Annotated in this window: 24 protein-coding genes and 1 riboswitch; of the genes, 8 read left to right on the forward strand and 16 right to left on the reverse strand. The window is 38.2% G+C overall.

Annotated features, from left to right (window positions below; translation table 11 throughout):
• Positions 1–12 precede the first annotated feature (12 nt).
• The gene (locus FXW34_RS07640; protein WP_147533387.1) at positions 13–996 is read left to right on the forward strand and encodes an alpha/beta hydrolase; all 984 of its coding nucleotides are present in this window, start codon (positions 13–15) and stop codon (positions 994–996) included.
• 61 nt (positions 997–1,057) lie between these two features.
• Here the strand turns inward: FXW34_RS07640 and FXW34_RS22860 are convergent, their stop codons facing one another.
• On the reverse strand, positions 1,058–1,216 hold the full coding sequence (locus FXW34_RS22860; protein WP_187118877.1) for a hypothetical protein: 159 nt from the start codon (positions 1,214–1,216) through the stop codon (positions 1,058–1,060).
• A gap of 311 nt (positions 1,217–1,527) precedes the next feature.
• On the opposite strand from FXW34_RS22860, the gene FXW34_RS07645 reads away from it, so the two are divergent.
• On the forward strand, positions 1,528–2,829 hold the full coding sequence (locus FXW34_RS07645) for an NCS2 family permease (RefSeq protein ID WP_147533388.1): 1,302 nt from the start codon (positions 1,528–1,530) through the stop codon (positions 2,827–2,829).
• Positions 2,830–2,864: 35 nt separating this feature from the next.
• On the opposite strand, the gene panF is transcribed toward FXW34_RS07645, so the two are convergent.
• From panF to FXW34_RS07675, 6 genes are all read right to left on the reverse strand, one after another.
• On the reverse strand, positions 2,865–4,301 hold the full coding sequence (gene panF, locus FXW34_RS07650) for a sodium/pantothenate symporter (protein ID WP_147533389.1): 1,437 nt from the start codon (positions 4,299–4,301) through the stop codon (positions 2,865–2,867).
• Complete coding sequence (locus FXW34_RS07655; RefSeq protein WP_147533390.1) at positions 4,301–4,582, reverse strand: YhdT family protein; 282 nt, start codon at positions 4,580–4,582, stop codon at positions 4,301–4,303. Before FXW34_RS07655 ends, panF begins: the two co-directional genes overlap by 1 nt.
• Positions 4,583–4,718: 136 nt before the next feature.
• Positions 4,719–5,321, reverse strand: coding sequence for a hypothetical protein (locus tag FXW34_RS07660; protein WP_147533391.1), 603 nt, complete (start codon positions 5,319–5,321; stop codon positions 4,719–4,721).
• Positions 5,322–5,489: 168 nt separating this feature from the next.
• Positions 5,490–5,924 (reverse strand): GNAT family N-acetyltransferase, encoded by a 435-nt coding sequence (locus tag FXW34_RS07665; RefSeq protein WP_147533392.1) that lies wholly within the window; start codon positions 5,922–5,924, stop codon positions 5,490–5,492.
• 145 nt (positions 5,925–6,069) lie between these two features.
• Positions 6,070–6,522: a S1 domain-containing RNA-binding protein gene (locus FXW34_RS07670; protein WP_147533393.1), complete on the reverse strand. Its 453-nt coding sequence runs from the start codon at positions 6,520–6,522 to the stop codon at positions 6,070–6,072.
• Positions 6,523–6,741: 219 nt separating this feature from the next.
• Positions 6,742–7,068: a YnfA family protein gene (locus FXW34_RS07675; RefSeq protein WP_147533631.1), complete on the reverse strand. Its 327-nt coding sequence runs from the start codon at positions 7,066–7,068 to the stop codon at positions 6,742–6,744.
• A 185-nt stretch (positions 7,069–7,253) separates the two neighbouring features.
• Between FXW34_RS07675 and FXW34_RS07680 the strand changes: the two genes are divergently transcribed.
• On the forward strand, positions 7,254–7,931 hold the full coding sequence (locus FXW34_RS07680) for an HAD family hydrolase (protein WP_147533394.1): 678 nt from the start codon (positions 7,254–7,256) through the stop codon (positions 7,929–7,931).
• 43 nt (positions 7,932–7,974) lie between these two features.
• Here FXW34_RS07680 and FXW34_RS07685 read toward each other — a convergent pair whose 3' ends face one another.
• Both FXW34_RS07685 and FXW34_RS07690 read right to left on the reverse strand, forming a co-directional pair.
• Positions 7,975–9,159, reverse strand: a complete 1,185-nt coding sequence (locus tag FXW34_RS07685; protein WP_187118878.1) for an ABC transporter substrate-binding protein — start codon at positions 9,157–9,159, stop codon at positions 7,975–7,977.
• A gap of 324 nt (positions 9,160–9,483) precedes the next feature.
• Positions 9,484–10,812, reverse strand: a complete 1,329-nt coding sequence (locus FXW34_RS07690; RefSeq protein WP_147533632.1) for a Na+/H+ antiporter NhaC family protein — start codon at positions 10,810–10,812, stop codon at positions 9,484–9,486.
• 92 nt (positions 10,813–10,904) lie between these two features.
• Positions 10,905–11,009, reverse strand: a riboswitch (SAM riboswitch).
• A 232-nt stretch (positions 11,010–11,241) separates the two neighbouring features.
• Between FXW34_RS07690 and rluF the strand changes: the two genes are divergently transcribed.
• Complete coding sequence (gene rluF, locus FXW34_RS07695) at positions 11,242–11,946, forward strand: 23S rRNA pseudouridine(2604) synthase RluF (RefSeq protein ID WP_147533396.1); 705 nt, start codon at positions 11,242–11,244, stop codon at positions 11,944–11,946.
• Between the two features lie 76 nt (positions 11,947–12,022).
• Here rluF and FXW34_RS07700 read toward each other — a convergent pair whose 3' ends face one another.
• The 4 genes from FXW34_RS07700 to FXW34_RS07715 all read right to left on the reverse strand — a co-directional run bounded on the left by FXW34_RS07700 (position 12,023) and on the right by FXW34_RS07715 (position 16,094).
• Entirely contained in the window at positions 12,023–14,143 is a 2,121-nt protein-coding gene (locus tag FXW34_RS07700; RefSeq protein WP_147533397.1) for an MMPL family transporter, read from the reverse strand.
• Between the two features lie 154 nt (positions 14,144–14,297).
• Entirely contained in the window at positions 14,298–14,915 is a 618-nt protein-coding gene (locus tag FXW34_RS07705) for a TetR/AcrR family transcriptional regulator (RefSeq protein ID WP_246140931.1), read from the reverse strand.
• A gap of 88 nt (positions 14,916–15,003) precedes the next feature.
• Positions 15,004–15,579 (reverse strand): hypothetical protein, encoded by a 576-nt coding sequence (locus FXW34_RS07710; protein ID WP_147533398.1) that lies wholly within the window; start codon positions 15,577–15,579, stop codon positions 15,004–15,006.
• Positions 15,580–15,632: 53 nt separating this feature from the next.
• Positions 15,633–16,094, reverse strand: coding sequence for a DUF2062 domain-containing protein (locus FXW34_RS07715; RefSeq protein WP_147533399.1), 462 nt, complete (start codon positions 16,092–16,094; stop codon positions 15,633–15,635).
• A gap of 234 nt (positions 16,095–16,328) precedes the next feature.
• Here FXW34_RS07715 and pssA point away from each other — a divergent pair, with 234 nt between their 5' ends.
• Complete coding sequence (pssA, locus tag FXW34_RS07720) at positions 16,329–17,024, forward strand: CDP-diacylglycerol--serine O-phosphatidyltransferase (protein ID WP_147533634.1); 696 nt, start codon at positions 16,329–16,331, stop codon at positions 17,022–17,024.
• Between the two features lie 227 nt (positions 17,025–17,251).
• A complete protein-coding gene (locus tag FXW34_RS07725) occupies positions 17,252–18,640 on the forward strand; it encodes an amino acid permease (protein WP_147533400.1) in 1,389 nt (462 codons plus the stop codon).
• Positions 18,641–18,702: 62 nt separating this feature from the next.
• Here the strand turns inward: FXW34_RS07725 and FXW34_RS07730 are convergent, their stop codons facing one another.
• From FXW34_RS07730 to FXW34_RS07740, 3 genes are all read right to left on the reverse strand, one after another.
• On the reverse strand, positions 18,703–21,300 hold the full coding sequence (locus tag FXW34_RS07730; protein ID WP_147533401.1) for a cation-translocating P-type ATPase: 2,598 nt from the start codon (positions 21,298–21,300) through the stop codon (positions 18,703–18,705).
• A gap of 327 nt (positions 21,301–21,627) precedes the next feature.
• A complete protein-coding gene (locus FXW34_RS07735; RefSeq protein WP_147533402.1) occupies positions 21,628–22,176 on the reverse strand; it encodes a GDYXXLXY domain-containing protein in 549 nt (182 codons plus the stop codon).
• Positions 22,169–23,248, reverse strand: coding sequence for a DUF2157 domain-containing protein (locus tag FXW34_RS07740; RefSeq protein WP_187118879.1), 1,080 nt, complete (start codon positions 23,246–23,248; stop codon positions 22,169–22,171). The genes FXW34_RS07735 and FXW34_RS07740 overlap by 8 nt, the downstream gene beginning before the upstream one ends.
• A gap of 355 nt (positions 23,249–23,603) precedes the next feature.
• Between FXW34_RS07740 and FXW34_RS07745 the strand changes: the two genes are divergently transcribed.
• Positions 23,604–24,836 carry a DUF438 domain-containing protein gene (locus FXW34_RS07745; RefSeq protein WP_147533404.1) on the forward strand — a complete coding sequence of 411 codons (1,233 nt, stop codon included), beginning with the start codon at positions 23,604–23,606 and terminating at the stop codon, positions 24,834–24,836.
• Between the two features lie 153 nt (positions 24,837–24,989).
• Positions 24,990–26,297: an alkaline phosphatase family protein gene (locus FXW34_RS07750; protein ID WP_147533405.1), complete on the forward strand. Its 1,308-nt coding sequence runs from the start codon at positions 24,990–24,992 to the stop codon at positions 26,295–26,297.
• Positions 26,298–26,359 lie beyond the last annotated feature (62 nt).

Raw genomic sequence — 26,359 nt, forward strand, 5'->3', positions numbered from 1 at the left:
AGGTGCTTAGTGATGTTTGAAAAAGAAATTACGATTAATGGTGTGAACCCCATATATGGTACGTTAGCCATTCCACAAACTGAAGGAAAATCCCCTGCAATCCTTATTTTACCTGGATCAGGCCCACTAGACCGTAATGGAAACGACCGCAAAGGGAAAATCCAAACTAATTTATATAAAAATTTAGCTCATTATTTTACGAAGCTTGGTTTTGTGACGCTGCGCTACGATAAAATCGGAACTGGAAAGCGCGCTGGTGATGTGCTCACAACAGGATTATCTGATTTGATTGCCGATGCCAAACAAGCTATGACTTTCCTAAAACAGCAAACAAATGTTGATCACGAGAAAATTATTTTATGCGGACATAGCGAAGGAACGATTCACGCTACAGCACTAGCAGAAACAATGGATCCAGCTGGCTTAATGCTTTTAGCCGGTGGTGTTGATAACTTAATAGAAGCTTTAAAAAAACAGCGCCAATTAGCTTATAGGGAACTTCTCGCAAAATCGGGTTTCCAAGGCTGGCTCAACCGTAAATTGAAAATTGATCAAAAAGGCGAGAAACAAACTGAAAATCTTATGAAAAAAATGTTGAATACAGACAAGGATGTTGTGAAAATCCAACTATTTTTCAAACAACCTGCAAAATACTTTAGGGAGCATTCTGCTTTTGACGCTCGCGCAGCGTTAAATAAAATAACTTGTCCAGTATTTGCGATACAAGGAGATAAGGATCCGCTCGTTGACAATGATGTTTTAGCTGAGTTAGCCGGACTTGTCCAAGGCGAAAACGAGTATCACATCATCAAAAATATGGAGCACACATTAAAAGAGCAGATTGGACCAAAAGACATTTTGAATTATCAAAAACACGTCCTAAACACAATTAACCAACCATTTCATCCAGATGCGCTTGAAAAAATCGCTGATTGGTTATCTACTAACTTCAAGGACTCAACCTCCCAAGCCAGACCTACTGAAACAATTAAATAGGGTACAAAAAAACTGGCTCAATCAAATATTGAGAGCCAGTTTTTTATTATCGAGATAGTGCTTAGCAGCTACTTCCACCCAGTAAAGCAAACCCATCACTTTCTGGAAAATACTCGAACACTAGGTCACGAGCATATTCTTCAATATTTGCTGCAAATGCCACTTGAATTTCGTTAATTTTCCGAACAACATCCTGTGGTTGAGGCTCTTCCAGAGACACTCCTATTTGCGGTCCACCTCAGCCATATCCGCCGAAATACAAACGAATTCCAACGGCATGCTTATCTTTTAACAGCTTAACTAATTGATCACGTGCTTGATCAGTAATTTGCATACCATTCATTCCTCTCATGTTTAGAAAAAAATTATTTGATTCTGACTTCATTATATACCAACGGGGGTATTTTGAAAAGTAGTTAATTTCTTAAATATACTTTTCTCTTTTCCTTAACATGCTTGAAAACTAATAATAAAACGAATACTATTATTATTGCACTAAAATTTTTTATTGATATTTTATGGAGGATTTCAATGTTTAAACTGAAAGATCATAAGACGGATGCAAAAACGGAACTAATTGCTGGGATAACTACCTTTTTTACAATGGTCTATATTGTCGTGGTCAATCCGGTCATTCTCGCTGACGCAGGAGTACCCTTCGAACAAGTTTTCACAGCAACAATTATCGCGGCTGTAATAGGGACTTTATGGATGGGACTATTTGCAAATTACCCCATTGCCATAGCACCCGGAATGGGATTGAACGCCTATTTCTCCTATTCAGTTGTCGGTGGTCAGCAAGGAATTACATATGAAACGGCCTTTGCAGCTGTGTTTGTAGCAGGGATTCTTTTCGTGATTTTGTCACTTACACCGTTTCGCGAAAAGCTAATTGAGGCGATTCCGGAAAATTTAAAACATGGGATTACTGCTGGAATAGGCTTATTTATTGCATTTATCGGGCTAAGACTAACTGGAATCATTACTGCTCATCCCACTAATCTTGTTGCTTTAGGCGATCTTCATGCCCCAAATACGATACTTACACTCGTTGGTCTGGCCATTACGTTAGTCCTAATGGTGGCTGGCTTTAACGGGGCTTTATTTTTCGGGATGATTATCACAGGAATTATTGCCTTTTTCACGAACCAGTTATCGTTTGACCAGGGATTTTTGTCTTTTCCATCACTTCCTGATGGGATGATTATTGGAAATCCCATTACAGCTTTTTCTGATGTGATTAGTCACAGCTTGTATGCAGTTGTTTTTTCATTTATCCTCGTCACTATTTTCGATACAACTGGAACTATGATTGGGGTTGCGAATCAAGCCAATTTAATGAAAGGAAATAATCTGCCACGAGCTCGTGAAGCGCTCCTATCTGATTCAATTGCCACTGCTGTTGGGGCAATGTTTGGAACAAGCCCAACGACTGCATTTATTGAATCATCTTCTGGCGTAGCTGCAGGGGGACGAACAGGACTGACCTCGGTAACTGTTGCGATACTATTTTTATTATCGGCATTCTTTGGTCCACTTGTCAGCGCCGTGTCTGGATTATCAGCCATCACTTCTCCAGCATTGATTATTGTCGGCAGTTTGATGATGGGTAGCATTTCAAAGATTCGTTGGGACGAGCTTGATGAAGCGTTTCCTGCCTTTTTAATTATCTTAAGCATGCCGCTTACTTCAAGCATTGCGACAGGAATTGCACTTGGATTTATTAGCTATCCGCTCCTGAAAATCGTCAAAGGTAAGTGGCGTGAAGTCCACCCACTACTTTACTTATTCGCAATACTATTCTTCTTCCAACTGGCATTTCTGCCACACTAACGCATTAACGCGCTGGGGGACAGTCCCCCAGCGCGTTAATGCGTTACATTGTATTTTTGGCTTGTGACTAGGCTGACAATGACGAATGCAGTCAGTGAGATTAATATGGGTAGGACGACCGTATGAAATCCGAATGCATTTGGATAAAGCCGGTCAAACAGAATGTACGACCCCATCCCTAATAGCATCGACGTTACAGCCCCATATTTATTTCCTTTGCTCCAATATAGTCCAAAAATAATCGGCCAAATAAATACTGATTCTAAGCCACCAAAGGAAAATAAGTTAAGCCAAACAATTAAATCTGGCGGCCGAAGCGCAAACACGATGACAAAAACCCCTATAAGCGCAGTTACAGCGAAGCTAACCTTTTTTATATGAGATACTTCAGCATCCCGCTTAAAATAATTTAAATAAATATCTTTAATAATCGTAGAACCGACTAATATCAGTAAAGCATCCACTGTTGACATGATTGCTGCCATCGGGGCCGCGAGGACGATTCCAGCCACATACGACGGCAACACCTCCATCGCTAACGTTGGCATTACCGTATCACCTATCTCAATATTAGGAAGAATGGGTCTAGCAAACACACCGATTAGATGCATCCCTAGCATAATGAATCCAACAACAATTGTTCCGATAATAATAGCGGTGTGCATGGCCTGTGAATTTTTATATGACATTGCCCGCACTGAAATTTGCGGTAAACCTACAACACCAATTCCTACTAAAATCCAAAATGAAGAAACATAGGCTGGAGATAAATCATGTGCAGCACCATAAGGACTAATTAAATCAGGGTTTTCAGCAGCTAAACTCGAAATGATGTTGCTAATTCCTCCTCCTGCTTTAATCGTCGCAATAAGCAAAATCAAAGTTCCTAAGAACATCACCACTCCTTGCACAGCATCTGTTACAGCTACTGCCCGAAAGCCTCCTACCACAACAAACAAGAGTACCGAACCGACAAAAATCAGGAGAGCTATCGGATAAGCCAAGCCTGTCAGCGATTCTATTAACCGCGCTCCGCCAATCCACTGTGCCGTCATCGAGGAGAATAAAAATATGATAATGCTTGCTGCCGAGATTAGCACAACCGCAGTACTTTGATATCGCTCTTTTAAAAAGTCGATTAAGGTAATCGCATCATAGCGACGCGCCACAACCGCAAACTTCTTCCCAAGGACCATCAAAACAAAATAGCCTGTCGCTAGCTGTGCCATCGCTAAAAACACCCAGCCCAAGCCCTTTGTATAGGCTACTCCTGGTCCACCAATAAAGCTCGAGGCACTTCCGTACGTTGCCACCATGGTCATCGCTAGCACAAAGCCTCCAAGCTGCCTTTCACCTAAAAAATATTCCTTTACAAAAGAATCGGATTGAATCACAAATTTATTAGACCAAAACCCTACAGCAAAAATAATCCCGAGAAATATGATAAGCGGAGTTATGACAGGCCAATTCATTATTTGTCCCCCTCATCTTCCCCAAAAGGTACGTCAGTAAAAAAATATTTTACCGTAACAGTAACGAGGACCATCATAGCGATTGTACCCAAAATACAACTATAGAAGAACCAAGCCGGCAAACCGAACACATACTCATAATTCTCCACATCGCCTGAACCAAGTCCATAGCCAAAGCCATACCACCAAAGGAAATTGATAATGACGAGCACAACACCAATCAATGCCTCCCGATTGGCAATTTTAAACCGTTTATCATCGTTATTGCTACCCTTTTTCAAGGATATTCCTCCTCATAGAAGCGGATTTTTTCAAAACAAAAAGAACCATTTAATAGGTTCTTTTTGTTTATCATTATTCATATTGTTATATTTCAACTAAAGCCTCTATTTCATGCAAATAATTCTCTATTCACCATTAATAGGCAATTTCACCATTCGAAAGCTCTACCTGATATTTTTGGGTAATCTCCTCAACCTGAAAATGATAATCCTCTAAAATCCGCAAATATTGATTCATTTTTTCATTTGCCTGTTCAAAGAATTTCAAATCCTGAGTTTCGATCGCTTTCTTTTGCAGCTGCAAAGCTTTAAAGTATGCTTCATTAGCAGACAACACGGTTCCTTTGATTGCTTTAAGTTCACTTAATTCAGGCTTTAACTGCTTTATTTGCGATACTGCACTTTCATAGGCTGGCAGCTTTTGATTGACTAAAACAGACAAGTGTTGCTCGTGATTAATTGTTTCTGACGAAGTAGTCGTAATCGTTTGTAGCGCCTCAACTTCCATTTCGTCCATATTTCCTAAATCTTGTTGGAAAAACAAAGCAACCCGCTGCTGCTTTTCCTCAAAAGACATTTCAGGATCTTCCTCTTTAACCGTCGCTTCATTTTTGACCTCTGTCTTCGCTTCTTTTGTTTGCGATGTGTTAGCTTCCTTCGTTTGTGTTGACTTATCTTGAGAACAGCCTGTTAAAAACATGATAATTAGGAAAATAAAAATGGTTATGTAGTATTTCATACTAATAGACTCCTTTATATGAATAATCTATCATTGGTGAAACCTCATTTTTTCAACCATTATGTCTTCCTTTTATTCTATAAAATAAATCTTTTAAATTCAAATTTTTCTAAATATTCAGTTATTATTACCTATAATAATGCATACAACTAGTCCAAACGGTCCATTCTATAAATTTTTCTTAAACACGAAGCTTACTTTGTCATAGCCCATTTTTGCTTCATAAAAACGATGCGCATCAACCCGTTGCAATCCAGAAGATAGTGCCACACTATTATAATTGTGGTTACTCGCCCATTCATGAACAAATTTCAACAGCTTTTCGCCATATCCTTTTGAGCGTTTAGTTGAATCTGTAACCAAATCACACACCCAGACAAATCTTCCGTAATATAGCGTAATCATTGGCTTAAAGCCGATAACCGCCACAATTTCACCCTCATCAAATAACGCATACATTCGGTAGCTATCTTTTTCTTGTGCTTCAAGTACTAACTCTAGATACTCTTTTTGATCCAAATGTGTTCTTAATTGATTCATTACTGGGAAAGCTTCCATCATTTCATTAGTAGATTCAAGTTCTTTGATCATTATTTTACTCATTCAAAATGCACTCCTTTTTAAGATGATTTAAAATAAAACCTACCAAAAATCACCACCACTAGTAAAGACTTTTATAAAAGTAAGAAGGGAATGATTGTATAAATCATTCCCTTAATCTATGTTGAACATATTAATTTAGTTTATATTATCCGCGTCTTCCGCCTCGACCGCCGCGTTTTGTTTCTGTGTTACGCTTTAAAGAAGATAAATTTTCTTCACTTGCTTTTAAGAATTTTGCCATTTTATCCTCAAAGCTCTCTTTTGGTTTGAAATTTCCTTTTGAACGGAAATCCTTCCCACCGCGGTTATCTGATCTTCCTTGACGTGCTGGACGTTGTGAATAGGATGATTGTTGAGCCTCAGGCTTATCGATAGCTTTCTTGATTGACAAGGCAGTTTTTCCGTCTTTTTCACTAATGACTTTTACTTCAACCATATCACCGATTTTCAGATGATCGTTCACGTCTTTTACATAGCTATCCGCTACTTCACTAATATGGACTAACCCTGTTACTCCTCCTGGTAGTTCTACGAATGCACCAAAATTAGTGATGCCTGTTACTTTCCCTTGTACCTTACTGCCTACTTCGATTGACATAAAAAAATGTTCCTCCTCAATAAATTAAAACACTTAGAATTATATTATAACAAATTCAATGAGATTTTTGCTTATTTGGTTTTATTTTCCCGATGATTTTTTAAAAAATAACAAAAAATTTTTTTCTTTTAAAAAAAGGTGCTAAATTAAAAGGTTGATTTCCGCTCCAATCAACGAGGCAAAAATCAAAATTGTGCATTAACACAACCTTAATTATCATTATTGCCGCGGGGCAAATAGCATGACGAGTACTCCTACCATACAAATGGCACCCCCGACCCAATCATATAAATCTGGGGTCTTCCGATCAACCCCCCAGCCCCACAAAATTGAGAGGATGATAAAAACTCCACCATAAGCAGCATATACTCTACCAAAACTTGGAAATGTTTGGAAGGTTGCAACTACTCCATATAAAGTAAGTGCAATTGCCCCAAATATTCCCCAATAGAACGGCTTACCTTCGCGTAGCCATTGCCAAATTAAATAACCACCACCAATTTCACCTATTCCTGCTAAAATAAATAAAAAGAATGCATATAGTATGTAAATCACGCCCTAATCATTAATATATGCAGTATAACTTATTTTAAGAAAATTTCTCTCCATAATATTGGAGATTTTTCGGAAAAGCATGCATTTTACAGAAACAGTATTATAATTAATAATAGTTAAGTAGAACGATTAACACAAATGCATTAATATGTTTGCGCTTTAGAGGAGGAAGTTGTTTGTCTCGCAATATAGAATTAGTCATATTTGATATGGATGGTCTGATGTTTGATACGGAGAGAATTGGGCATTTAGCATGGGAAAGAGTTGCTGCAAAATATCAATTTTCCTATTCAATCGATATAACAAAACGGTTTATTGGCAGAAATTATGATGCGATTATGGCAGTGCTTAAAGACGCTTTTGGGGAAAATGCTCCAGTTGAGCTTTGGCATTCGGAATCCTGGAAAGAAAGAAAAAATATTTTTGAAGAGAATGGAACATTAGGACTTAAGCCTGGCTTAATCGAAATATTAAATTTTTTTAAGGAAATGAATATAAAAATGGCAGTTGCCTCGTCAAGCCGCCATTCAGATATTGTTAGTCACCTTCAACATGAGGGTGTAAATGAGTACTTCGATTTTGTCATTGGTGGCGATGAGGTAAAAGAAAGCAAGCCTAATCCAGAAATATTCTTAAAACCGTGCGAAGCCTTAAATATCCTACCAGAAAATTCCCTTGTCATTGAAGATTCGTACAATGGCTTTTTAGCGGCAAGGGCTGCAGGGATTCCAGTGATGATTGTTCCGGATTTAGTAGAACCTAAAGAAGATGTACTAAAAGAGGCAGCCGGCGTTTTCCCGAGCTTGCACGAGGTAAGATCCTATATTGAAGAATTCTTATGCTTAGTGAAATAAAAAAATGGGAGGTCAGCCTTGTGGCTCCTCCCATTTTTTGTGATTATTTAGGATCTACCTTTGTGTTAAATACTTGTTTACCGTCTTTGTATTCTAGTACAGTCGCAGATTTAATCGGATTGTGTTTCTTATCAATTGTTACAATTCCCGTAACAAGGGATAAATCCTTTGTTGCCGCTAAAGCATCCTTAATTTTCACAGAATCAGTGCTTCCTGCACGTTCAATCGCATCTGCCAATAAATATACGGTATCGTAACCAAGAGCATTAAATGCGTTAGGTGACGCTCCTTTGTACTTGTCTTTAAACTTCTTAACAAAGTTCTGAATCTTTTCATCTGGATCTTCAGAAGAATAGTGGTTTGTAATGAATGTGTTATTTAACGCTTTTGCACCGGCTAATTCTACTAACTTCGGAGAATCCCAACCATCTGCTCCCATTAACGGAACATCAATGCCTGCCTCGCGTGCTTGCTTAACAATTAAACCTACTTCTTCATAATATCCAGGAATGAAAATGAATTCAGGATTTTTACCTTTAATACGAGTTAAAGTTGAACGGAAGTCAGTATCCTTACCAACGTAAGCCTCTTCAGCAATAACCTTTCCGCCGGCTGCTTCAAAGGTTTCTTTAAAGGAATCAGCCAAGCCCTTTGCATAATCACTTGCACTATCCGCAAAAATTGCAGCTGTCTTCACCTTTAATTCCTTTGCTGCAAAATTAGCTGCTACAGTCCCTTGGAACGGATCAATAAAAGAAGTACGGAACGCAAACTCATTAAGTTTGCCATCTTCATTGACTGTAACGTTTGGGGCTGTCCCAGATGGGCTTAATAATACCGTTTTATTATCGTTAGCAATTTGGACCTGTGCAACAGTGTTCCCACTTGTAGCAGCACCGATAATCGCTGTTACCTTGTCCTGACTAGTAAGCTTAATTGCTGTACTTGTCGCTTCCGCTGCCTCCGATTTATTATCCGCCTTAACTAGTTTGATTTCTTTCCCATCAATTCCGCCATCTTTATTAATTTCTTCAACAGCCAAATCGATACCTTGCTCTAGTGATTCACCATAGGAGGCAACTCCGCCGGAAAGCTCTAAGTTCACCCCAAATTTGATTGTATCAGAATTAGTACCGCCAGAGGTCTCTTTATCACCACCGGAACAACCTGCTAATATTCCAACCATCATGGTTGAAGCCATAAAGATCTTTGCTAGTTTTTTCTTCATCATAGACGTCTCCCTTTTACTGATTTTTCTGACAAATTAGCTTAAAAAATAATTTCTGTTCCTCCTATGAAGCTATTATAGCGACTGTTTTATTAATAATTAGTATTTTAAAACAATTCTATCTACTCGTCTAGTATAATATCTTTATTTTTTAATATTTCAGAAGTATTTCATTATTTCGTAACATTTCAAGAAAAAAATACAAAAATAACAGCAGAATAATTATATTAATATTATAAATGTCGAATTTTGTATTTGTTTAGTATTATATCGTTTTTTAAAAAACCCTAGACCTTTAAAAGTCTAGGGCTTTGTCAATCTGATTTATTCTGCCTTTTTTAGTAGGATTTTAGAAGACACTTCAATCTGTTCTTCATCTTTAAGCTTTGGAAAGCCAGTTAAAATAGCAATTATGGCACAAATCCCAATTAGCGCTGGGTAATAAGAGTACGGTAAAATGCTCATCGGTGAGATTTTTGCCACTCCTGCTGCCACTAATAATTGCGCTCCATATGGAATTAGCCCCTGGATGCTGCACGAGAAAACATCAAGAATACTAGCTATACGTCTTGGGTCAATTCCATATTTACTTGCAATGTTTTTCGCCAAAGGTCCTGTAATAATGATTGATATTGTATTATTGGCCGTTGATAAATCAGTCAAGCTAACAAGACCAGCAATCCCAAATTCTGCCCCTTTTTTCGACTTTATATTACGAGTCACAAGATTTAACAAATAATTGATACCGCCATTATGTTGAATAAGAGCAACCATCCCAGCAATTAAGATCGCCAGAAATGAAATTTCGTACATACCAGCCATTCCGTCTCCAAGCTTTTGGATGACAGCCATCAAGGAATAACTTCCATCAACCAAACCAACGCCACCGGCAAATAAAATTCCGATTGGAAGAACCAGAAAAACATTCATACCTGCTAAAGCTAATACTAGAACCACAAGATAAGGAAATATTTTAATCAGGCTATAATCATTACCAGTGATGGAAGCTACGCTTCCCATCGTTAACATACCAAGTATCAGACAAGTAATCACCGCAGCCGGTAAAACGATTAAAAAATTGACTTTAAACTTATCTTTCATTTTTGTTCCTTGCGTCCGAACAGCAGCAATGGTTGTATCGGAAATGAAAGATAGATTATCACCAAACATCGAACCACCGATTAATGCTGCCATCGTAAGTGCCATCGAGATGTCGGTTTGCTCACTGATACCGACTCCAATTGGAGCCAAGGCGACGATCGTTCCCACACTTGTTCCCATCGATAATGAGATAAAGCAAGCAATAACAAAGAGTCCTATCATTAAAAAGTTTTGCGGTACAAGGGCTAATGCCATATTGACCGTCGAATCAACTGCTCCCATTCCTTTTGCTACTTCAGAAAAGGCTCCAGCTAATAGAAAAATTAATACCATTAGGATGATATTCGAATTTCCAGCACCTTTACAAAAGATTTCCACCTTTGTATCCAGTCTTTCCTTTGGATTCATCATAAAAGCAACAGCCGCAGCAATCGTAATTGCTACAAGTACAGGAAAGCTATAGAAATCCCCTGTAACAATACCAGAACCAATAAATAATATTAAAAAAACAATAAACGGCAATAACGCCCGTGGGTTCCCATTTTCTTTCACAGTCATGATAGCACCTCTTCCGATCAATAATATCCATAAAAAAACCTCTTCTTGATAACGACAAGAAGAGGTTTAATAAGCAATTAACCATCATCTCATCTTTCAAGCACACAGCTTGCTGGATTTGGCACTACACTCGCTTAGGAGTTGCTGCCGAGACTTCGTCGGGCCAGTCCCTCCGTCTCTCTGGATAAGATAAATCTATTTATTTTTTAAAAACTATTACTATACTACAATAACTAAGCAAACAACACAACATATTTTCCGATGTCATAAAGTGACTATTTCTTGAAGTAGAAAAATTTTTTATATTTATTTTTCAAAAAATACCTTAATATAGGTATTGCAAATAAGCGAAAATAGTTTGAAACTACGGTGGGATTGGGCATACTTTGTGATGAAATTTCTCCACTTAAAGGAGCAGTGAGCATGCGAATTAATAAATTTATTAGCGAATCTGGCAAAGCCTCCCGGCGTGGTGCAGATAAACTAATTAGTGAAGGCCGCGTTAAAATTAACGGGAGAGTGGCTAAAATCGGCGACCAAGTAAAGCCAGGCGATGAAGTTCTCGTAAGTGGCGATAGAATTACCGTTGCTAGAAATAATGTATATATCGCCCTCAACAAGCCCGTTGGCATAACGAGCACAACCGAAAAGAATGTCAAAGGGAATATTGTTGATTTAGTCAATCATCCTTTACGGATTTTTAATATTGGTAGACTTGATAAGGATTCGGAAGGTTTAATTCTGATGACGAATGATGGAGACATCGTTAATGAAATTCTTCGTGCTGAAAACAAGCATGAGAAAGAATATATCGTGACCGTCGATAAGCCGATTACACCTGATTTTCTGAAGAAAATGTCTGAAGGAGTAAGGATATTAGATACAAAGACGTTGCCGTGTGAAGTTGTGCAGATCTCCAAGTATGTCTTTCAAATTATCCTAACACAAGGCTTAAACCGCCAAATTCGGAGAATGTGCGAAGTGCTCGGCTATGAGGTTTGTCGACTTCAACGGACGAGAATTATGAATATTCATTTAGGTAATCTTCCACTCGGTCAATGGCGCGACTTAACAAAAAAAGAAAAAACACAGCTATTTAGAGACTTGAATTATTACCCAGAAGATTAAGGAATACCAAACAAAAATCCCACCAAAATCTATTTTGAATTGGCGGGATTTTTTATATTATAGTGTAACTTTTTTATTAACTATGGGAGCTAACTTTTTTGCCCGCAGCTGGTTTGTCTTTTTCCAATAAAACAATTAACGCAGGCATCAAGATACCTCGGATTAGGAATGTATCTAAGAGAATCCCAACGGCAACGATAAATCCAAACACGAACAATAGCTGAACTGGCTGAGTCATTAGGACTGCAAAAGTTGCTGCAAGGATAATTCCCGCCGAAGAAATTACGCCACCAGTATTCGCCACGGCAATTTCTACCGCTTTTTTCACTGGATGTTTCGTTCTTTCCTCCATAAACCTCGAGATTAAAATAATATTATAGTCAATCCCAAGTGCAACTAGGAACACAAATGAATAAAGTGGTACACGATTACTAATCGTATCAATATCAAAGAATAGGTTACTTAGGAACATCCCTAATCCCACTGCAGCAAGGAACGAAATTAGTATAGTTCCCATCATATAGATTGGCATTTTAAATGAACGCGTCATTACGATTAGTAATACGAAAATGAGTAATGATTCTAATAATACAATGACGATTAGGTCTCGATCATTAGCCGCTCGATCATCGACCTTTTTAGCTGTTTCCCCAGCAAAATGAAGGTCGCCATCGAGTTTCACTTCATCAACGAGTTTGTCAGCCTTGTCTCTCATTTTTTCCAAAGCATCCATCGTTTTAACATCATATGGGCTTTCTGAAAAAGTAAGGCTATACTGAATAATCTTGTTATCCCCAGCTGTGCCATTTAGACGAACATTGCTGACAAGTGGCTCGCCTGCAAGCACTTGACGAAGATCTTCTTGTGCTTCAGCACTAACTGTTCCCTTCGATTCAAACAAGACAGTTGTTTGAGCAAGGTCACCTTTTTCAAATTTGTCTTCTAAAATTTCATACCCCTGTCTTGATTGCATATCTTTCGGGAACGATTTCATCGTATCAAATTCATATTTCATGTTCAGCATGTTGGCAGCTGATAATAATAAAATAAATCCGACTACAGCAACTGATACAACTGGTTTATTGACAACAAAGGTACCAACTCTACCCCAGAGTGAGCTCGACTTTTCAGTTGATTCGCCAACTTTAGGGATTTTTGGCCAAAATGATTTTCTGCCGAACAAAGTAAATAATGCCGGTACTAGCGTAATCGAAGCTAGCATAATGACACCCATGGCTGTGGCAAAAATAGGGGCAAAATTACGATAATCTCCGAATTCCGCGAAGAAAAGAACTAGCATTGCCGCAAGAACCGTACCTCCTGAGAAGAAAACAGGCATTCCAGTTTCTCTCATTGCCAACTTCATCGCATCGAACTTGCTTTCATGCTGCTTCAGTTCCTCACGATAGCGCGAGAATACAAATAATGAATAATCGATAACTGCCGCGAATAACAGGATCGTCATGATCGATAAGGTTTGATTGCTGATAAGTAAACCTGCCATACCCATTAATCCAACGATCTGATTGACCACTTCATAAACAAATACAGCTGCTAACAATGGAATCAGTGCCAATAACGGCGAACGGTAAATGACAATTAACAATCCTAATACGATTCCAACTGTAGACAGTAACAAAACAACATCTGCACGAGAAAACAGGTTAAGAGAATCGACGGCAATTCCTGCTGGACCTGTAATATTTAAGGTTAAATCGGTCTTATCCTTAACCATTTCACTAATCTTTTCTTGAGAGGTTCTCATTTCTTTCGATTCAAAATCTGGTTCAAACGTTAGTGGTAAAATTAATGTACTTTTATCCTCAGAAAAGAAATTCGCTGTTGCCTGTGGTGGCATGTTTGTTAATGGGACAATCTCTTTGATTCCTTCTACTTTATCAATATTTTCAAAGAAAGGTTTAATTTGTTTTAATGTAACTTCTCCACCGTCTTTGGCTTGAAAGACCAGAATCGCTGGTGTCCCTTCATTGCTTGCAAAGTATTCATCTACCTTGTTTTGGGCAATGATTGACTTTGCATCTTCTGGAATAGATTGAATCGTTGTAGATTCGTACTCCTTTGCACTTGGAGCCAACATCGCTAAGAGCATTGTAACTACAAGCCAAACTCCAAGCGTTATCCACATTCCTTTACGAGTAGTAACACGGTCAGTAATAGACTGTAAGAATGAGTTCATGATTTTGTACTTCCTCCCTATCGTTGCTGCTTCACACTAATATACCAACAGAAGCATTTTTTCTTCCATTCACTTAAAGTAACAAATTTGTCACTTTAGATAAAAATAAATGACACAAGCGTCACTTTTATTATCTTTCAAACTTGAATCAGTGTCAATTACTTGATTCGACAAACATTCCGTGACTAAGTATTTCCTTAATTGAATGTATCCATTCGTCTTTAGTAATGCCAAAATGATTAGGAATAGTAATTGATTGAAAAATAAATCCAAGTATCAATCCATCTGGAATTTCTGGTTTTAGAATTCTTTCGGCTCTTCCTAATTTAATAAAATTTTGTAAATGTTTATACATGTCTAAATGGAATTGATCGAGCCTTGCTTTTTTGTCTTTGATTTTTTTATTGCTATGTACTGGGATATGCTGTGTGACCCCAATAAGTGTATGTATTTCTGTTTTTGCAAATATAGCATTCATTAAAAAATCAAATTGAGCTGAAAATCCTTCTTGGTTTTCTATCTCACTAAGTTTCGAGAGAAAGGTCTCCATTTCAGCAATCATGTAATCAAAAATCAGTTCTTCTTTGTTTTCGTAGTATTTATATATAGCTCCTCTTGATACCTTGATTTTTTCTGCGAGAAGACTAAATGTAAATCCTTCGTAACCATACTGCAGTAGAATTTTTTCCGTTGCCTGAAATAGCTCCTCTGTGGAAAATTTACGTTCCCTTGCCATCGTCTTCACCTCAACGCTATTATAATATTCTTTCACAAATATAAAAAGCCCACCAAAAGAACAGCAATCTCTTTAACGAATTAACGCAGCGGGGGCCTGTCCCCCACTGCGTTAATTCGTTAAATTATTCTTTTTTCATGTCAAGCTTGGTTGTGCTGATAAGATCTCCGCTCGCTTTGTCTTTAAGTTCTAATTTACCATCTGGAATCGGCATCGAACTCTCCAAGTACCAAATATACATATTATCCATTTTAAGCTCTTTTATCTTCGGATTATCTACAGTTTCTATGTTAATCAGTACAGCTTCATTACTGTTAACTAGAATTTGCGGTTCTTCCTTAGCGTGAATTAAGCCATAAACAAAGTATTCATCATGAACGCGATATGGCTCCAATGTTTCATAATCCGCAAATTTCCCTATATCATTGTATAGTAGGTTTCCATGGGTTTTCCAACCGAAAATACCATGTTCAACAAAGGTAGCCCCGAATTTATTATTGTCCTTAATAAAAAAGTTTAATGACACATTATTCTTTTTATACGCCGGGATAACAATTAGATTCTGATCTAGGTCCAGGATGGCCTCATGTGGCTCAGAAAATGATCGTGATTTTTCACCCGTGAACCAATTAAAACCAAAGATTACTATTAAGATTGCAAAAAATATTACAGAAACCCTTGCCTGTAACAACTTACCCACAAACTTCTCCCCCTAAATAATTAAAATACTTGATGTAAAAACATCCCCTACAACTAGATTTTCCATTTTCTATAGATAAACATCAAGATATCATAGCGATATTTTTTCATAAAAAAATAAATAATGATATAGATGCTCATACCAAATAAAAGGAGATTAATTAACATTCCAAGCACGAAGGCCTGCCAAATCAAAAGTTCTCCGGCAAATCGCTCACCAACCAGCGGGATCATAAACTTCATCACCATAAGCAATGCATGTCCAACAACAATATTCAAATAAAACAACATTGGAAATGCCCAGAGAAACAAAAGCCCCCCAATGAATCCTGCAACCGGATTCCCCTTTACCAATCTTGCGCCTGCTGCGGATAGAACAGGACCAAATCCAAAGGTTGGAACAAAATTCACTAGTGCACCGACTGTAAAACCAATTGCTATTCCATGAACACTATCATTTATCCTTAAAAGACGTAATAATAGGACTTTAATATTTCTTAATAGCTTTTTTATCATCGGCACCAACCCGGTTCTTTAATGGTAATAAAATTAAATTTATTGCATATTAAATGATTTTCTATATTTTAGGTTATCATTTAAATATGCGTGTTGCTAATTTTTTCAATTAATCATACAACATTTAATGATATGATTAGTTTTATAGGTTTAAACCTGACAATTCATTATGTATAAATCTTGCAGTGGCATGCTTTGTTTTTTGCAAGAGGAAAGAGTTGAACTACAATGCGAATAAGAATTACAAAAATGATACCGAATATGTTTACGCTAGGAAACTTGTTTTGTGGCTTTTTATCAGTAGGTTTCGCTTCACATGGTTCCTATAAAAATGCGGCTATTTTAATTTTAATTGGAATGATGCTCGATAGTATGGATGGTAGGCTTGCTAGAATGCTCAATGCCGACACTGAATTAGGCAAAGAACTTGACTCTTTGGCTGACATTGTTACCTTTGGAGTCGCACCTTCGTTTTTAGTATACTATACTTATTTTTTCCAATTTGATTGGCTTGGACTAGCAATAGCAGGATTATTTCCACTGTTTGGAGCATATAGACTTGCACGTTTTAACATAAGTACAAATAAATCAAACCTCAATTACTTTATTGGAGTTCCGATTACTGCAGCCGGCGGAATCATTGCGATATTAACATTATTTGGAAATCACATCCCTCAGATAGTAACCACGGTCATTTTTACAGCGTTATGCTTCTTAATGGTAAGCAAGCTTAGAATTCCAAGCTTAAAGGAAATCCCACTTCCAAAATACGGAACAATCGTTACGATTTTTCTTGGTAGTTTATTGTATGTTAGCTATAAAAGTACATATGAACAATTTCCTTATCTAATCTATATTGCCACACCTTTATACATTGCTTTTTTGGCCTATCGTTTTGTTAAAGGAAAACAGCGAAAACATTTTGATTAATTTTCTAGACTATTTTTATATTTTCACACTGCTACCCCCGATTAACACTCGGGGTTTTTGTATGCTATGAATAGGGTTTCCAGGCTCGGACTGGTTGACATTTTCGCAAAATATGATATATTAATATAATGTTACATCTTTACTTTAGTGCGTAAAAGCTTAAAAGCGTTTAAGCAAACAAGCGATAATGAGTATATAAAAATAATGATTTGAAAGGTCGGTATGATATGGAGGCCAAACAACAGGATTTGCAAAAAGGCTTATTACCAAGACATGTTCAATTTATGGCTCTTGCCGGTATGATTGGAACAGGAATATTTAAAGGAAGTTCAGAAACTCTAAATATGGCTGGTCCAAGTGTGGTCATCGCCTATTTAATCGGCGGACTACTTCTGTTCATTGTAATGGCTGCATTAGCAGAAATGGCGAGCGTTTATCCGAACGTAAACGTCCAAGGTCTTGTTTACAAAGCCTTTGGATACCGTCCTTCGTTTATCGTTGGCTGGTTATATTGGATTAACTGGATTCTAGTAATTACCGTCGAACTAATTGCCGCAGCTAGTTTTCTCCAATATTGGTTTCCTGATGTCCCGCTTTGGGTATTGAGTCTGATTTGTACCGCAATAATTGTTAGCATCAACTTATTCCCGGTAAAGCATTTCGGCGAGATGGAATTTTGGTTTGCAGGAATTAAGATATTAGCGCTAAGCTTATTTATTATTTTAGGTGCATTAATATTATTTGGTGCAGTCCCAAGCTCTGTAGGAAATCCACTCACAAATCTTACCGGCAATGGGGGCTTTTTTCCGAATGGATTTAGCGGAATGTTCGCAGCGTTTCTAGTTGTCATATTCTCCTATGGGGGAGCTGAATTAATCGGGGTAGCAGTTTCTGAAACGAAAGACGCAAAACGCGTTTTACCTAAGGTTGTGAAAGGCACAGTATTTCGGGTTATATTGTTTTATGCCTTACCAATCCTAATTATTTGTGGGATCATGCCATGGGATCAAGTTACTTCAGAATCAAGTCCATTCGTTCAAGTATTTGATATGGCAGGTATTCCAGGCGCAGCTGACGTAATGAATTTTGTACTCATTACAGCCGTTTTATCGGCAGCCAACTCTGGAATTTATGCGACTTCACGAACATTATTCTCTTTAGCCAAAAACGGTGAAGCACCTAAGCAGTTTATGAAAATATCAAAACACGGCATTCCATTAAATGGGATTATGGTGGGTATGCTGTTTATCCTTGCTGGCGTCTTCCTATCCTTTGTCACTCCTGATAATGTCATTGGTTACTTGATGGCGATTCCAGGTTTTACGATTATGATCGTATGGATTTGCCTTTGTGGCGCACAACTTAAGCTTCGAAAGCAATATAAGGACACAGCAAGTTTCCAGGTGAAATGGCATCCATACACAACCATTTTTGCAATGGTTGCACTTTCAAGTATTTTTATCTCATTTATCTTTAATGCTGATAATATTATTGGAACTATTGTGTGTCTCATAACATTAACCATTATCACCATTTCATCGTTCATCTTCCAAACGAACAAAGGTAAAACGGCTGAAAACATCCACTCAAACGAACAAAAAAGACAAATATCATAATCAACTTTAACACAGTAAAGCGGTGGGGGACTGTCCCCCACCGCTTTACTGTGTTAAAGAATTCATTTTACAAATATTAGTTTGTACAGTTGGATGGTTACGAGTGGTATTAGGCTGAGTCCGATAATGGTAAGGTATTGTTCTCCTGATAGTGTCGCGATTTCAAAAACTTTCATTAAAGGCGGGAACCATAACACAATATTTAGTAGCGCAATACCAACGAGCACGGCCAACCAAACCATCTTATTTGAGAATAGACCAATTTTGAAAATGGACTGTTTCGACCTTGAATTGAATCCATGTAACAATCGTGCTCCACATAGTGTTGTAAACGCCATTGTACTAGCAACCGCATTGCTATCAGCTAAGCCTATGTGGAAGGCTGCAATCGTTGCAATCGCAATGATAATCCCCTCGCAAACAATTTCTGTCGCAAAGCTTTTATTCAAAATCGGTGTGTTAATATCACGAGGCTTTTCATTCATTACATTTTTATTGTGTGGTTCAAGTCCAACCGCAATTGCTGGAAGACTATCGGTTAGCAAATTTATAAATAACAGATGTACAGGCGCAAATGGAACTGGTAATGCCCCCAAAGAAGCATAAAGCACTGATAATATACCTGCTGTATTGCCGGATAAAAGGAATTTAATCGAATTTTTGATATTTGCAAAGATGCTTCGTCCATTATTTATCGCCTTCACGATAGTTGAAAAATTATCATCCGTTAATACCATCGATGCTGCATCTTTCGCCACCTCTGTCCCGGTAATCCCCATTGCAATCCCAATATCGGCCTGTTTTAAGGCTGGAGCATCGTTTACTCCATCCCCAGTCATTGCCACTACGTGACCTAACTTCTGCCAAGCTCGAACAATTCTTATTTTATGCTCAGGAGAAACCCGCGCATACACTGATGTATTGGCGACTCGCTCACGAAGCTCTTCATCACTCATCCGTTCAAGCTCCGCCCCTTCAATCGCGTCTCCGTCCTGCTTTAATATCCCTACTTGTCTAGCGATTGCGCTCGCAGTAATTTTGTGATCACCAGTGATCATCACCGGTTTAATCCCGGCGTTAATACAGCTTTCAACAGCTGCTAATGACTCAGCCCGTGGTGGATCGACCATCGCGATAAACCCTGCAAAAATTAAATCATGTTCATCTTCCACACTGATTTTTGGGTTATCAGCCAATTCCTTATATGCAAATCCAAGTACACGCAAGCCTTCACTCGAAAACTTTCGATAGGCGTTATCAATTTCTTCTTTATCTTCACTCGTAAGTTGGATAATCCCAGCGGAAGTTGAAACCCGTTCAATTCTAGTTAAAATAACATCTGGAGCGCCTTTTGTGAGCATATAAAGTTTCCCTTGAACCTTGTTAGCTGTACTCATTAGTTTTCGTTCGGAATCAAACGGAACCTCACCAAGTCGAGTAAAATTCTCTCTCACGTCGAGCTCATCCAAATTGTAAACTTCCCCTAAATTCACCAAGGCTATCTCTGTTGGATCCCCAATTTCCTTATTTTCAATTGTCACCGCATCATTACAAAGCAAGGACATTGAAACCAGCATTCGATCCATCTCGCGATCCATATCCAGTTGATCATGCTGCTTTTCTTGACCATCAACCCAAACCTTTTTCACCGTCATTTTATTTTCAGTCAAGGTTCCGGTCTTATCTGAACAAATAACCGAGATGCTGCCTAGACTTTCAACCGCATGTAAATGCCTAATAATCGCATTTTCCTTTGCCATTTTTTGCGTACCAATCGCTAACACGATGGTGACGATTGAACTTAATGCTTCCGGTATCGCTGCCACTGCCAAGGATACGGCAAACATAAATGAATCGATGACTTCTCGACCTCTAATTACATCTAGTCCAAAAATTAATATCGATAAAATAATAATTAATATGGCAAGCTTTTTCCCAAAGTTGTCCAGGTTTTGCTGTAACGGCGTCTTTTTCTCTTGCGCTGTTTCCATTAGAGTAGCTATCCGGCCAATCTCTGTTTTCATACCTGTACCCGTAACGAGCACAACTCCTCTGCCATATGTAACAAAGCTTCCGGAAAACACCATATTTTTACGATCACCAATAACAATGTTTTCCTTGTCAATTGGCTCTGTGAGCTTTAATACGCTCTCCGATTCCCCCGTCAACGAGCTTTCGTTCACCTGCAGGCTATGAGCTTCAAGAATCCGACCATCACCGCTAACATAATCACCCGCATCCAAATAAAGAATATCGCCAGGAACAAGCTCCTTTGACGGAATCTCCTGCTTTTGACCATTTCGATAAACCTTAGCTGTCGGAGCCGAGAGCGCCTTTAAGCTTTTCAACGACTTTTCAGCCTTCATATGTTGGACTGTTCCTAATATCGCATTAATGATGACTACGATTAAAATAACGATTGTGCTCTCTACCTTACCTAGAAAAGCAGATATGACTGCTGCCACAATAAGAATAAATACTAAAAAGTCTTTAAATTGTCGAAAAAATACGCCAATGAAGGTGATACGTTCGGCTTCATCTAGTTCATTCCACCCATATTGCTGTCTTCGTTTTTGCACTTCATCTGTATGTAAGCCTTCTTTTGTAACTTTTAATGATGTCATTGCCTCTTCGGTTGTTTGCCTGTAAAACTCCTTCATACTCTCTCCTCCAATCAAAACAGAAAAGACTCCGCAGCAAATAAACATGCTGCAGAGTCTCACTTTAACTGTTGTAAATAGCTTTTCAAAGCCGGGTTACCCCACGATAACCGCAATGACGACTTTGAATCCTTTTTAAAGAAATGCGCCGGAGGTAAGCTACGAATGATGTTAAACTAAAAATGATATCTCCAAGCTCGGTAGCTGACTTCTTTATAAAAAGGCAAGTTACTCCCTCTGACCATATGAACTTTTCTTTACAAGACAATTTTACCATAGGTTTAAACCGAAAACCAATTTTTGCATATTAGTACAACATCTACAAAACTACTCTTTCAACTCAATCTCTAGTAAATAGGCATAACCATTAAAAACCTTTGCTTTAGCCAGGATATCGCCTTTCATGGAAGCGCGCTCCCATTCAAGTCCTGTATTATCCTCAACAAAATATTTATCGAGACTATACTCGATAAACAGAACATCTTCAGTTTCCTTCTGATTTACACGGTCCCATGCAGGACCAATATATTGAAAATTCCCCTTCATATAAATCCCTTTTTCCGGTTTTTGCAAAGATACTTTTGACGGCCTATGGACTCCATTCTCCTTAGTTAAGGAAACATAAACCCTAGTTCCATTAAGTTCATTTCTTTTATCAAGGATTTCCTGTTCAACCAGTTCGAGTGGAATCTCTTCAGCTTCAAACCTTAAAGAAACATAATCACCACGAAATGGATCGGAAGGGTCAACGGGAACCGTAGCTAAAACGATTTCCTGCCCCTTGTATAACGTATAAAGGGGAGTAACCGTCATCCCAATTAACACCAAAATCGGCACTAGACAAGCAAGCACAAAATACTTGGTCCGCTTATTCATATAGGCTTCCCCCTTTTTTACGCTGCTTCTCAAAATAAAAACCGAAACCAAGCAGGATGAGTCCACCTAGTATAAATACGACTGATTTATCCATAAACTCAAGCGATAAATCAAGATAAAAACGGAAAATCATAATACATAGAATAATAATGTTAAGCAGGCTTCCTTTTTTTATTAAAAATAATACAAACACGATATACACAATCGAAAACGGTATATACATCCAATCAATCGACTCTGGCCATGTTCCTTCAAAAGATAGAAATAACGCTGCCCCACAATGAACAAGATGCCCTAAGAATACATAAACATCACGGATCTTCCCTTGAAAAAAGATAAGAACAAGTCCAATTGCGAAATAAACGGATCCATATACGTACTCTATATCTGTCATTCCATCTGTAAGGTGAGAAAGCACTGTCCAAACAAATTGCAGCTGTAATATTCCTAACACAAAGCCTGTAATTCGCGAAAAGCCAATCTGGTCATTTAGCACATAAATCGCAATTAGCCATAGGATGACCCAGAAATTTATCATGTCGCCACCGCTTATAAATGCCCCATCTCCAATATAAATGGACATAAAAATCGCTGCTGCTAACAGAATCCATTTGTCCTTTAGTACCCAGGCTAAAGGCAAAATTCCTAGGGACCACCAATAAAAATCAAATTGAAAATTACCGCCAAGATGGAACATTTGTCCGACTAGGAAAATCCCCGCTCCAAAAACAATTACTCCTAAGTAGTAGAAGCTGCGTGATGTCTTTGGAAAGTTTTTTTCCATTAAGAAACCAGTCACATTCGTTCCGATAAACAAGCCAATAATAAACAAAAACTTGAACAACTTACCCATCTCTGCCCAGTTACTTGCCACAAAGCTTAGAATTCCTGCTCCAATTAAAATGGAGCCCACATATAGTAGAGTTACGGTAAATGATAGCTTCTTCTCAACGTCATATAAATCCTGAATCTCTTTTGTTTTACCCGATGGTAATACTTCTGTTTCCTCAAGGTACTGAAGCTCTCGGTTTAAAATATCAAACTCATGTTTTTTAATTAAACGCTTGGCCATAATCTCACTCCTCTCTGCTTTTTGTAAAATTTTCGCTGGATAGAATCTCATCATTGAAGCGCGAGATGCAGTTGGCTAGTATTCTATATCTTTATTTTATCAAGAAATAGAATAAAAAGTTGGATTTTTCAGCATATTTTTTAGCGAAAACTGTCCTGAAATAGCGATTTTTGCCAGATTATAGCCAAGTGATATTCATCACAATAAACTTAATTTCGATATGTTACATTGTTGTTGAGAAAGTTTATCACTACTATATGTTCCAGATTAAATTTGAGACTTGAAATGGTTTTGATTTTTCATAAATGACACTTAAAACTCTTAAAAACGATAAAACATACAGAGGAGAATTCAAATGAGCGAAATGATCAATAATCGTGAAACACAGGTTTTAGAAAATACAGAGCGTCAAGCTATGTTGAAGAAAATCATTAAAGATTTGCATAATGGCAAAAGTGTTGAAGAGGTGAAAGCAGAGTTTGAAGAAGCAGTTGGCAGTATTACCGTTGCTGAAATTTCGCAATTAGAACAGGCCTTAATGGAAGAAGAAGGAATTCCAGTTTCCGAGGTTCAACGCCTGTGCTCAGTTCATACAGCGATTTTCAAAGGTTCTATTGAGGATATTCATCGCTCTGAAAAACCTGAAGACCAACCTGGTCACCCTGTTCATACTTGGAAGCTTGAAAATAAGGAAATCGATTTATTAGTAAATTTCAAGATGCAACTTCATTTTGAGCGTTTTCAAAAAGAAGATAGTGATGAAAACGTATATAAATTAGTTGATGATTTAAATTTATTGCTTGATATTGATAAGCACTACAGTCGTAAAGAGAATTTACTGTTCCCTTATTTAGAGAAATACGGTATTTACGGACCAACTCAAGTAATGTGGGGAATTCAAGACCACATTCGCGATGGAATTAAATTAGCAAAGAAAACATTAATGGAATATTCTAGCGATCAAAAACAAGCTGTTATCAATGAGATGAACTTTGTGATTCGCGAAGTGACTGAAATGATTTTCAAAGAAGAAAATATTTTATTCCCAATGGCACTTTCCACACTTACCGAAGATGAGTGGATTAAGATTGCCCATGAAAGTGATGAAATTGGTTTCTGCTTAACAGGCCCTGCGGGAGTTTGGAAGCCAGAGCGAAAACCTGTTGAAGGGGATGCAATTTCTGAAGGATTCATTAAAATGGAAACAGGTCTATTATCATTAAAGCAATTAGAATTAATGCTTAATCACTTACCAGTCGATATTACCTTTATCGATAAGGACGATGTTGTTCGCTATTTCTCACATGGTAAGGAAAGAATCTTTGCCCGTACGAAAGCAGTTATTGGTCGTACAGTTCAAAACTGCCATCCTCCACGCAGCGTGCATACAGTTGAAGACTTATTGGCTGATTTCAAAGCAGGACGTAAGGATGTTGAAGATTTCTGGATTAAATTCAAGGATAAATACGTCTATATCCGCTATTTCGCAGTTCGCGACGAAAACGGCGAATATATCGGTACACTAGAATTTACGCAAAACATTAGCCCAATCCAAGCCATCGAAGGCGAAAAAAGAATACTAGACTAATGCAACGCAGTAAAGCAGCGGGGGACAGTCCCCCGCTGCTTTACTGTGTTAAAGGCAAGTTTATTTTAATGGTTTTTTTCTACGAGTTGGAATTTTCTGATATCATAGTAGTATAGTATGTTGGAAATGATTTTATTAAGGGTGGAGATGCGGATGGAACGATTAACAGAGCATTTGATTGTCATCTCATTTGATTGCTTGTCTGCATTGGATTTCCCAATGCTATCAGAACTTCAAAACTTCCAAACGTTATTAAAGGAAAGCTCATATTGTAAAAATGTCGAGACGATTTATCCATCTGTGACATACCCTTGTCATGCCACCATCGTGACTGGAAATTTCCCGAATCGTCACGGGGTGATTAATAATACCTTTCTACAGCCAGGCAAACCTTCTCCCGATTGGTACTGGCATCGCCGCCATATAAAAGGCACCACTCTTTATGACGAGGCGAAAAAGGCTGGTTTAACAACCGCAGCATTATTATGGCCGGTTACAGCAGGAGCAAATATCGACTATAACATGCCTGAAATATTCGCGAACCGACCATGGCAACACCAAATAGCAGTTTCTCTTCGGAACGGCAGTACGATTTACCAGCTTGATATGAACAGGCGTTTTGGTCATCTTCGTAACGGTTTAAGCCAGCCAGAGTTGGACGACTTTGTTCTGGAATCAACCGTTCAAACGATTGAAACAAAAAAGCCAAACCTATTATTGGTCCATTTTACTGATTTAGACACGCAGCGTCACTATCACGGTTTTGCTTCAGACGAGGCCATTTCTGCAGTTCACCGCCACGACAACCGACTAGGCCGCATCATTAAAGCATTAAAAAAAGCCGGTATTTACGAGAATTCTACGATTATTGCACTTGGAGACCACAGTGCGCTAGATGAAACAAAGGCAATCAAGTTGAATGTTTTACTCCGGGAGCATGGACTTATTGAGGTTGATTCACGTGAAAAATTAATTTCTTGGAAGGCCTATTGCAATAGCTGCGATGGCTCGGCATATATTTATATTAAGGACAAGGCTGATACTGAAACAAAAGAAACAGTCACTGAACTATTACGTAAACTAAGCGAAAACGACGCTAACGGAATTGAAAAGGTGATTACCGGTGAACAAGCAGGAGCCCTAGGGGCAGACCCTCAAGCCTACCTAATGATAGAGGCGTTACAAGGTTTTTATTTTAAAGAGAGCCATCAAGGTGAATACATTGATGAGATTACAGCCGAAGACGTTGCGGCAAAGCGTTATACCTTTGCTTCCCATGGATACTCACCTAAAAAGGAGAACTACAATACGATTCTAATTGCATCAGGGAAAGGAATACGGAAGAACACTGTTGTCCCATACATGCAGCTTGTCGATGAAGGTCCGACATTTGCCCGGCTGCTTGGTCTTCAGCTTGGTGCAACTGATGGTAAAATCATTACTGAACTGCTGTCTGAATAACTCATTACAATCGCATAAACATATTACACCTTCTGACTATACATCCTTCTATGCGTAGAAAA

This window comes from Bacillus marasmi (assembly GCF_902168435.1).
In the GTDB taxonomy this organism is placed as follows: Bacteria; Bacillota; Bacilli; order Bacillales; family Cytobacillaceae; genus Bacillus_BU; species Bacillus_BU marasmi.

Excerpts from the sequence above, each read along its gene's own strand:
- FXW34_RS07640 (WP_147533387.1), top strand. The coding sequence starts at position 13 with ATGTTTGAAAAAGAAATTACGATTAATGGTGTGAACCCCATATATGGT.
- FXW34_RS07645 (WP_147533388.1), top strand. The coding sequence starts at position 1,528 with ATGTTTAAACTGAAAGATCATAAGACGGATGCAAAAACGGAACTAATT.
- panF (WP_147533389.1), bottom strand. The coding sequence starts at position 4,301 with ATGAATTGGCCTGTCATAACTCCGCTTATCATATTTCTCGGGATTATT.
- FXW34_RS07660 (WP_147533391.1), bottom strand. The coding sequence starts at position 5,321 with ATGAAATACTACATAACCATTTTTATTTTCCTAATTATCATGTTTTTA.
- FXW34_RS07665 (WP_147533392.1), bottom strand. The coding sequence starts at position 5,924 with ATGAGTAAAATAATGATCAAAGAACTTGAATCTACTAATGAAATGATG.
- FXW34_RS07670 (WP_147533393.1), bottom strand. The coding sequence starts at position 6,522 with ATGTCAATCGAAGTAGGCAGTAAGGTACAAGGGAAAGTAACAGGCATC.
- FXW34_RS07685 (WP_187118878.1), bottom strand. The coding sequence starts at position 9,159 with ATGAAGAAAAAACTAGCAAAGATCTTTATGGCTTCAACCATGATGGTT.
- rluF (WP_147533396.1), top strand. The coding sequence starts at position 11,242 with ATGCGAATTAATAAATTTATTAGCGAATCTGGCAAAGCCTCCCGGCGT.
- FXW34_RS07700 (WP_147533397.1), bottom strand. The coding sequence starts at position 14,143 with ATGAACTCATTCTTACAGTCTATTACTGACCGTGTTACTACTCGTAAA.
- FXW34_RS07715 (WP_147533399.1), bottom strand. The coding sequence starts at position 16,094 with ATGATAAAAAAGCTATTAAGAAATATTAAAGTCCTATTATTACGTCTT.
- FXW34_RS07725 (WP_147533400.1), top strand. The coding sequence starts at position 17,252 with ATGGAGGCCAAACAACAGGATTTGCAAAAAGGCTTATTACCAAGACAT.
- FXW34_RS07730 (WP_147533401.1), bottom strand. The coding sequence starts at position 21,300 with ATGAAGGAGTTTTACAGGCAAACAACCGAAGAGGCAATGACATCATTA.
- FXW34_RS07735 (WP_147533402.1), bottom strand. The coding sequence starts at position 22,176 with ATGAATAAGCGGACCAAGTATTTTGTGCTTGCTTGTCTAGTGCCGATT.
- FXW34_RS07740 (WP_187118879.1), bottom strand. The coding sequence starts at position 23,248 with ATGGCCAAGCGTTTAATTAAAAAACATGAGTTTGATATTTTAAACCGA.
- FXW34_RS07745 (WP_147533404.1), top strand. The coding sequence starts at position 23,604 with ATGAGCGAAATGATCAATAATCGTGAAACACAGGTTTTAGAAAATACA.
- FXW34_RS07750 (WP_147533405.1), top strand. The coding sequence starts at position 24,990 with ATGGAACGATTAACAGAGCATTTGATTGTCATCTCATTTGATTGCTTG.